The sequence below is a fragment of the Vibrio sp. 1F169 genome, assembly GCF_041439605.1.
GTDB lineage: Bacteria > Pseudomonadota > Gammaproteobacteria > Enterobacterales > Vibrionaceae > Vibrio > Vibrio tasmaniensis_A.
On the sequence record NZ_JBGOOI010000099.1, the window covers coordinates 4921 to 12114 of the forward strand.

General features: G+C 45.3%; 9 protein-coding genes. 2 read left to right on the forward strand and 7 right to left on the reverse strand.

Annotation, left to right across the window (positions count from 1 at the left end; genetic code table 11):
• Positions 1 to 65: 65 nt before the first annotated feature.
• The 7 genes from hemW to ACED53_RS21585 form a co-directional block, all read right to left on the reverse strand.
• Positions 66 to 1253 carry a radical SAM family heme chaperone HemW gene (hemW, locus tag ACED53_RS21555; protein ID WP_017101448.1) on the reverse strand — a complete coding sequence of 396 codons (1188 nt, stop codon included), beginning with the start codon at positions 1251 to 1253 and terminating at the stop codon, positions 66 to 68.
• Positions 1253 to 1852 (reverse strand): XTP/dITP diphosphatase, encoded by a 600-nt coding sequence (locus ACED53_RS21560; RefSeq protein ID WP_017101447.1) that lies wholly within the window; start codon positions 1850 to 1852, stop codon positions 1253 to 1255. The genes hemW and ACED53_RS21560 overlap by 1 nt, the downstream gene beginning before the upstream one ends.
• A gap of 48 nt (positions 1853 to 1900) precedes the next feature.
• Positions 1901 to 2332, reverse strand: coding sequence for a DUF4426 domain-containing protein (locus tag ACED53_RS21565; RefSeq protein WP_017101446.1), 432 nt, complete (start codon positions 2330 to 2332; stop codon positions 1901 to 1903).
• 28 nt (positions 2333 to 2360) lie between these two features.
• Positions 2361 to 2651: a DUF167 family protein YggU gene (yggU, locus tag ACED53_RS21570; RefSeq protein WP_017101445.1), complete on the reverse strand. Its 291-nt coding sequence runs from the start codon at positions 2649 to 2651 to the stop codon at positions 2361 to 2363.
• 29 nt (positions 2652 to 2680) lie between these two features.
• Complete coding sequence (locus ACED53_RS21575; protein ID WP_012604836.1) at positions 2681 to 3238, reverse strand: YggT family protein; 558 nt, start codon at positions 3236 to 3238, stop codon at positions 2681 to 2683.
• Between the two features lie 76 nt (positions 3239 to 3314).
• The gene (proC, locus tag ACED53_RS21580) at positions 3315 to 4133 is read right to left on the reverse strand and encodes a pyrroline-5-carboxylate reductase (protein WP_017097520.1); all 819 of its coding nucleotides are present in this window, start codon (positions 4131 to 4133) and stop codon (positions 3315 to 3317) included.
• 63 nt (positions 4134 to 4196) lie between these two features.
• The gene (locus ACED53_RS21585; protein ID WP_017101444.1) at positions 4197 to 4913 is read right to left on the reverse strand and encodes a YggS family pyridoxal phosphate-dependent enzyme; all 717 of its coding nucleotides are present in this window, start codon (positions 4911 to 4913) and stop codon (positions 4197 to 4199) included.
• A gap of 26 nt (positions 4914 to 4939) precedes the next feature.
• Here ACED53_RS21585 and ACED53_RS21590 point away from each other — a divergent pair, with 26 nt between their 5' ends.
• Together ACED53_RS21590 and ACED53_RS21595 are read left to right on the forward strand one after the other, a co-directional pair.
• Positions 4940 to 5977, forward strand: coding sequence for a type IV pilus twitching motility protein PilT (locus tag ACED53_RS21590; protein WP_017101443.1), 1038 nt, complete (start codon positions 4940 to 4942; stop codon positions 5975 to 5977).
• 14 nt (positions 5978 to 5991) lie between these two features.
• The gene (locus ACED53_RS21595; protein WP_029225543.1) at positions 5992 to 7101 is read left to right on the forward strand and encodes a PilT/PilU family type 4a pilus ATPase; all 1110 of its coding nucleotides are present in this window, start codon (positions 5992 to 5994) and stop codon (positions 7099 to 7101) included.
• Positions 7102 to 7194: the final 93 nt, after the last annotated feature.

Genomic DNA, 7194 nt, shown 5'->3' on the forward strand with positions numbered 1-7194 from the left:
AATCTCGAATCTCGAATCTCGAATCTCGAATCTCGAATCTCGAATCTCGAATCTCGAATCTCGCTCTATTCGTCTTCTTCAGCCATAAAGGCTTCAAGCAGATCATTCAGGAACAGCTTTCCTTTTTCAGTGATCTGCCAATGGCTGTCGGTTTCATTAAGATAACCGAGCTCTTTGGCCCACTCTATCGTTGGCTGAATTGAATCAAACTCTAACCCAGTCGTATCAATGAAGTCTTGTTTTGGACACGCTTCCATTAGCCTGAAGCGGTTCATGAAGAACTCGAAAGGGCGGTCCTCATTAGGTACTTCAAGTTCATCCGACAGATAAGGCTTCACCAGATTCTGATACGCGGCTAGGTAGCCTCTAGGGTGTTTAACCTTAGTGGTGCGAACAATACGTCCATCTGCAAAGCTCAGCTTGCCATGAGAGCCACAGCCAATACCTAGGTAGTCACCAAAGCGCCAGTAGTTGAGATTATGCTGACACTGATATCCCGGCTTGCTGTAGCCTGAAATTTCGTATTGTACATAACCTGCGTCTGCGAGCTTCTTATGGCCTAAGTCGAAGATATCCCAAAGGTCATCATCGTCAGGTAGCTTTGGTGTTTTGTAATAGAACATGGTGTTAGGTTCTATTGTTAGCTGATACCAAGATAAATGCGGAGGATTAAGCTCGATCGCTCTGTCCAAATCAGCCAAGGCCTGATCAATGCTTTGATCGGGTAAGCCGTGCATTAGATCTAGGTTGAAGCTATTTAGTCCGATTTTATGTGCTAAATGAGCTGCGTTAACCGCTTCGTCTTGACCGTGAATACGCCCAAGCCTTTCCAGTTTCTCTTGTTCAAAACTTTGCACACCCACCGAGATTCGAGTTATGCCTGCTTTTTGGTAACCAGCAAAACGCTCAGCTTCGATAGTTCCCGGATTAGCTTCCATGGTGATTTCTATTTCAGGTTTGAACGGAATGCGTTGTTCAATGCCTTGCAGCAATCGACCTATTCCTTCTGGAGAAAATAGACTCGGCGTGCCGCCACCAATAAAGATCGAATGCAATGGGCGAGGTGCGCCATTGAGTTGGTATTTTTCGATATCGGTATCGAGATCCTCAAGCAGAGCATCGATGTACTCTTTTTCAGGAATCTCGGCTTTGAGAGCGTGAGAGTTAAAATCACAATACGGACACTTTTGTACACACCATGGAATGTGGACATAGAGGCTGAGTGCGGGTGGTATTAGCGCTGCATTGTGCATTACAGAGCTTGCTCCTTGAGAGTCTTGAATAATGACGCGAGGGCTTTACCACGGTGTGACAGTTGCTTCTTACGTGACGATTCAAGTTCTGCTGAGGCGCAGTTATCTTCTGGTACAAAGAATACAGGATCGTAGCCAAAGCCATTCTCACCGTGTTCTTCAGTCAGAATGCGACCTTCCCATTTACCGTGACATACTAATGGAGTCGGATCATTCTCGTGACGCATTAGCACCAATACACAGTGAAAACGAGCGGTACGCTTTTCAACATCGACACCTTGCATAGCATCTAACAGCTTTTCGATGTTTTGCTTATCAGTAGCCCCTTCACCTGAGTAACGCGCTGAGTAGATACCGGGTGCACCATTAAGGTAATCAACTTCTAAGCCAGAATCGTCAGCAATGGCTGGTAGCCCCGTCACTTTCGCAGCGTGGCGAGCTTTGATGATGGCATTTTCAATGAAAGTCGTTCCTGTTTCTGCGACTTCTGAAACGTTAAATTCACTTTGCGCGACAACGTCGAAACCAAACTTAGACAGAATATCTGCCATCTCGCGAACTTTGCCTTGGTTGCCTGTTGCTAAAACAATCTTACTCATGGGGATGCGGCTCTAATAAGTTAATGACTAGAAATGTGAGCTTTGAAGCTACTCTTCTATATAGAATTTTTGTGTGAAACGCAGTGGGCCTGTGCCTTTCAAACCGGCGTTAACATCGATATTAAAAGTGATGTTCTCTTCGTGAGTGATAGGGAACTCAGCAAGATAATAAATTGCATCACCTTCCTTTATTTCACGGAAGTTAAGCGTGCGAGTGTTACCTACTAGGTTTCGAGCTGTTCCCGTAATTTTAGCCGTTGTTGCAGGCTTGCCTAGAGAAGCGTTGTCTAGCACGCTGATGTTTAGAATCGCTGAGTATCCGTTTCGTTTCAGCTTATATTGCTTAGCGACCTGCGCAGTTAAAAACGTGGAATTGAAAGCCGAATAATGAACCTCGACATCCTTGATACTTTTAAACTGTCCTGCCGAACTTGGTAAGGCAACAAGAGCGGTGAGTAGTGCTGTTATCCATAAACGCATAATGACTCCAATAAATAGCAAAAAGCCATCATAGGATGGCTTTGACTTCAGTTGGGATTTGGCTTGGCGAGCATATTCGAACTTGCTTGTGCCTACCTAGCTCTCCCTTTTCTATCGTAATTTGCCCTTTAGCGACCTTAAATTGTTTCGCAAGGTATTTCGCTAAGTGAGCATTGGCTTTGCCATCAACCGGTGGTGCAGTAATGGCAATTTTCAGTTCCTCGCCGTGTAAGCCGACAATTTTATCGCGGCTTGCTTTGGGTTGGATATAGAGCCTAAGAAGAATATCGTCTTCCTCGGCCCAAACCGCTTTTGGCATCGTCAAAGTACCTGATGTTCGTACTTAAATTATAGCTGATACCAAATAGGGCCAATTAGGTCACCCATTAAGAAGTTCGCGAATTGCAGAACAATAAACAGTACCAGTACGCTTAAATCAAAACCGCCCATTGCAGGAAGAATACGACGAATTGGAGCCAGCATTGGTTCAGTCAGTTGATGGAACACGTATTCAATTGGGCTACGGCCTTGGCTAACCCAGCTCAGGATTGCACGGATTAGCAGAACCCAGAAGATCAAACCACCAGCCGCTTTAAGCAGAGATAGCGCTCCAAAGATCAGGAAGCTGATGTCAAATACAGCCGCACCGCCAGAGATAATCAGGTTTAGAGCGACGAACTTAAGTACACATAGCACATAAGCGAAAACAACCGTCGCAAGATCAAGGCTGCCGATTGATGGAATTACTCGGCGTAGTGGTGCAACAACCGGTTGTGTCGCTTTTACGATAAATTGTGAGAATGGGTTGTAGAAATCTGCACGTGATGCTTGTAGCCAGATACGCAAGATCACAACCATGATGTAAAGATCAAAAACGGTCGAGATCAGAAAGCTCATCGAGTTCATATTGTTTCCTTTTTCGGATTTACTTGCCGTTTAGGTATAGCCTGAACGACACAATGCTTTTTTACTGTAATTAGTATTAAAACAGTTTTTCCATCTCTTCAGCTCGAGCAACCGCCGCTTGCATGGCTTTTGCTACGATATCTGAAAGTTGATGGTCGTTAAACGTGCGCAGTGCTTCTGCGGTCGTTCCGCCTTTTGAAGTCACTTGCTCACGCAGTGTAGATAATTCAGTATTTGGATTTGCTACTACCATCTCTGCCGCGCCTAATGCAGATTGCTGCACTAATTTACGAGCGGTTTCTTGGTCAAAACCTTGGTTAATTGCTTCAGCTTGCATCGCTTCCATAAACAAGAAGAAGTAAGCCGGAGCACTGCCCGCCGCCGCAATGATGTTGTTGATACCAGACTCTTGTTCAACCCAGCTTACTTCACCTACGGCTTGCATTAGCTGAGAAGCAAAGTCTTTATCATCTTGGCTGACCGTTGAATCAGCATAAAGGCCGCTCATCCCCTTACCAAGCAGTGATGGCGTGTTTGGCATAACACGTACAAGGTTCAGTTGGCAGTTTAACATCTCATTGAGTCGATTCGCATTAATACCCGCTGCAATTGAGATAACCAGTTTGTTGCTAAAGTCGATGCTTTGTAAGGGTTTACATACATCAGCCATCATTTGTGGTTTCACTGATAATACAACAACGTCTGCTTGCTCTGCCGCGGCAAGGTTATCGCTGGTGGTATTGATGCCGTATTCTTGCTCTAACGGCAGCCTTCTGGTGTCTGAAGGCGCTGTTGCAGTAATCTTTTGCGCTGGGTAACCACTCGCCACTAAGCCCGCTACAATTGAGCGAACCATATTTCCCGCCCCAATAAAGGCGATGTTCTTATGTTCCATATATAAAATCCTGAGCGTGTCGCTGCGCGGATAAGGCGAAGCGGTATCAATACTTGTACTTGGTTACTTACTACGGTTATTCGCGTAATCACGAGCACCGAAAATAGCCGTTCCAATACGAACCATTGTGCTACCAGCCTCAACTGCTGCATCCATATCACCACTCATCCCCATCGAAAGGGTATCAATGTTTGGATACTTCGCGGCTAGCTTGTCTTTAAGCTCTGCCAGTTGAGAAAATGCATTAAGCTGAGATTGATAGTCAGATACGTTTGCAGGAATCGACATCAATCCTCTTAAAGTGAGGTTAGGGAGCGACGAAATCAACTCCGCGAGCGCAAAAACTGTTTCTTCTGACGTTCCTGATTTTGAATCTTCACCACTGGTGTTCACTTGAATGAGCACTTGTAGAGGTGGAAGCTCGTTTGGTCGCTGATCATGAAGCCTTTGTGCGATCTTATCGCGATCAACGGAATGCACCCATTGGAAGCTTTCCGCAATAGGGCGAGTTTTATTAGATTGGATTGGGCCAATAAAATGCCATTCTAAATTTAGGTTAGAATGTTGTTCTGAAAAGTGTTTTACTTTATCGACACCTTCTTGAACATAGTTTTCACCAAAGGCAACTTGACCTCCGAGTGCGGCTTCTAGAATCGCATCAATAGGTTTAGTTTTACTGACGGCTAAAAGTTGCACGGAGTCTGGAGCTCGTCCGCACTTTTGTTCAGCACTACGAATCTGTGAGGTGATTTGTTCGATATTTTGTTGAATACTACTCATAGCTGACTTTACTTAAGGGAAAATAAATGGATATCACTGAGTTACTAGATTTTAGTGTAAAGCATAACGCGTCAGATCTACATCTTTCTGCGGGTGTATCTCCAATGGTACGTATAGATGGTGAAGTAAGGAAGCTTGGAATCCCAGCTTTGAGTCATGCTGATGTGCATCGTTTAGTTTTTGAGATCATGGACGACTCACAGCGCGGTGAGTTTGAGGAAAAATTGGAAGTCGACTTCTCTTTTGAATTACCCAATGTTGGCCGATTCCGTGTTAATGCTTTTAACCAAGCCCGTGGGTGCGCAGCGGTCTTTCGAACCATCCCTGTAGAAATCCCAACGTTAGAGCAGTTGGGCGCACCTGATATTTTTGAAAAAATTGCCAATTATGAAAAAGGCTTAGTGCTGGTGACTGGCCCTACGGGGTCTGGTAAATCGACAACTTTGGCGGCGATGGTTGATTATGTAAACCGTAATCACAACAAACACATTTTGACCATTGAAGACCCAATTGAATTCGTTCACACCAATAATAAATGTCTGGTTAACCAGCGTGAAGTTCATCGTGATACGCACAGCTTTAAAGCGGCGCTGCGCAGTGCGTTACGTGAAGACCCGGACGTAATTCTTGTAGGTGAGCTTCGTGACCAAGAGACGATCAGCTTAGCGTTAACGGCCGCAGAAACTGGTCACCTAGTTTTTGGTACTTTGCATACTAGCTCTGCAGCAAAAACCGTAGACCGTATTATCGATGTATTCCCGGGTAGCGACAAAGATATGGTTCGTTCGATGCTGTCTGAATCGTTACGTTCGGTGATTGCCCAGAAACTATTAAAGCGTGTCGGTGGTGGTCGTGTCGCTTGTCATGAAATCATGATAGCGACACCTGCAATCAGAAACTTGATTCGTGAAGATAAAGTCGCGCAGATGTACTCGATTATTCAAACGGGCGCGGCACATGGTATGCAGACCATGGAGCAAAACGCGAAACAACTGATGGCACAAGGCTTGGTTGACTCGGAAGAGGTCGAGAAAAAGATCGAAATTGAAACCTCAATGTTTTAATCAAGGTGAACAAAATGGAATTGAATCAAATTCTTGAAGGGATGCTCTCTCAAAAGGCGTCGGATCTTTATATCACTGTCGATGCGCCAATCCTTTTTCGTGTGGATGGTGAACTGCGACCTCAAGGAGAGAAGCTGAATGCGGCTCAGGTTGCTCAATTACTTGATGCGATGATGGATCAAGATCGACGAGATGAATACAAGCAAACGCGTGAGGCTAATTTTGCTATCGTGCGTAATTTTGGTCGTTTTCGTGTCAGTGCGTTCTTTCAGCGAGAGCTGCCAGGAGCAGTAATTCGTCGCATCGAGACTAACATCCCTACCTTTGAGCAATTAAAGCTTCCTGACGTACTACAAGACCTTTCAATCGCTAAGCGCGGGCTTGTGCTGGTGGTTGGTGCGACTGGCTCTGGTAAATCGACCTCGATGGCTGCGATGACAGGCTATCGCAATACCAATCGTTCAGGTCATATCTTGACGGTTGAAGACCCGATTGAATTCGTACACGAACATAAAAAGTGCATCGTGACTCAACGAGAGGTTGGACTCGACACCGAAAGCTATGAAGTCGCGCTTAAAAACTCGTTACGCCAAGCCCCTGATATGATTTTGATTGGCGAAATCCGTAGTCGTGAAACCATGGAATACGCGATGACCTTTGCTGAAACGGGTCACTTGTGTATGGCAACCCTGCATGCCAATAACGCTAACCAGGCGCTAGAGCGTATTCTTCACTTGGTGCCGAAAGAGCAGAAAGAGCAGTTCTTGTTTGATCTGTCGATGAATCTGCGTGGTGTGGTCGCTCAGCAGTTAATACGCGATAAAAATGGCAATGGTCGTCATGGTGTCTTCGAAATTCTGCTGAATAGCCCTCGTATATCTGACTTGATTCGTCGTGGTGAGTTGCATGAACTAAAAGCGACGATGGCTAAATCGAAAGAGATTGGTATGCAGACCTTTGACCAAGCGTTGTATGACTTGGTGCTTGCAGGCAAGATAAGTGAAGAAGACGCATTCCACAGTGCCGATTCCGCGAATGACTTACGCTTAATGCTAAAAACCAGACGTGGTGATGATGACTACGGAACCGGTGCTTTGGCTGGCGTTAAGATTGATATGGGCTAAGTCACGGCTTTGTTGATAAACACAAAACCCGCTTCTGTGGCCAACACCTATCATTTAAGGTGTTTAGATCGCACAGTGTAGCGAGTCTTACTA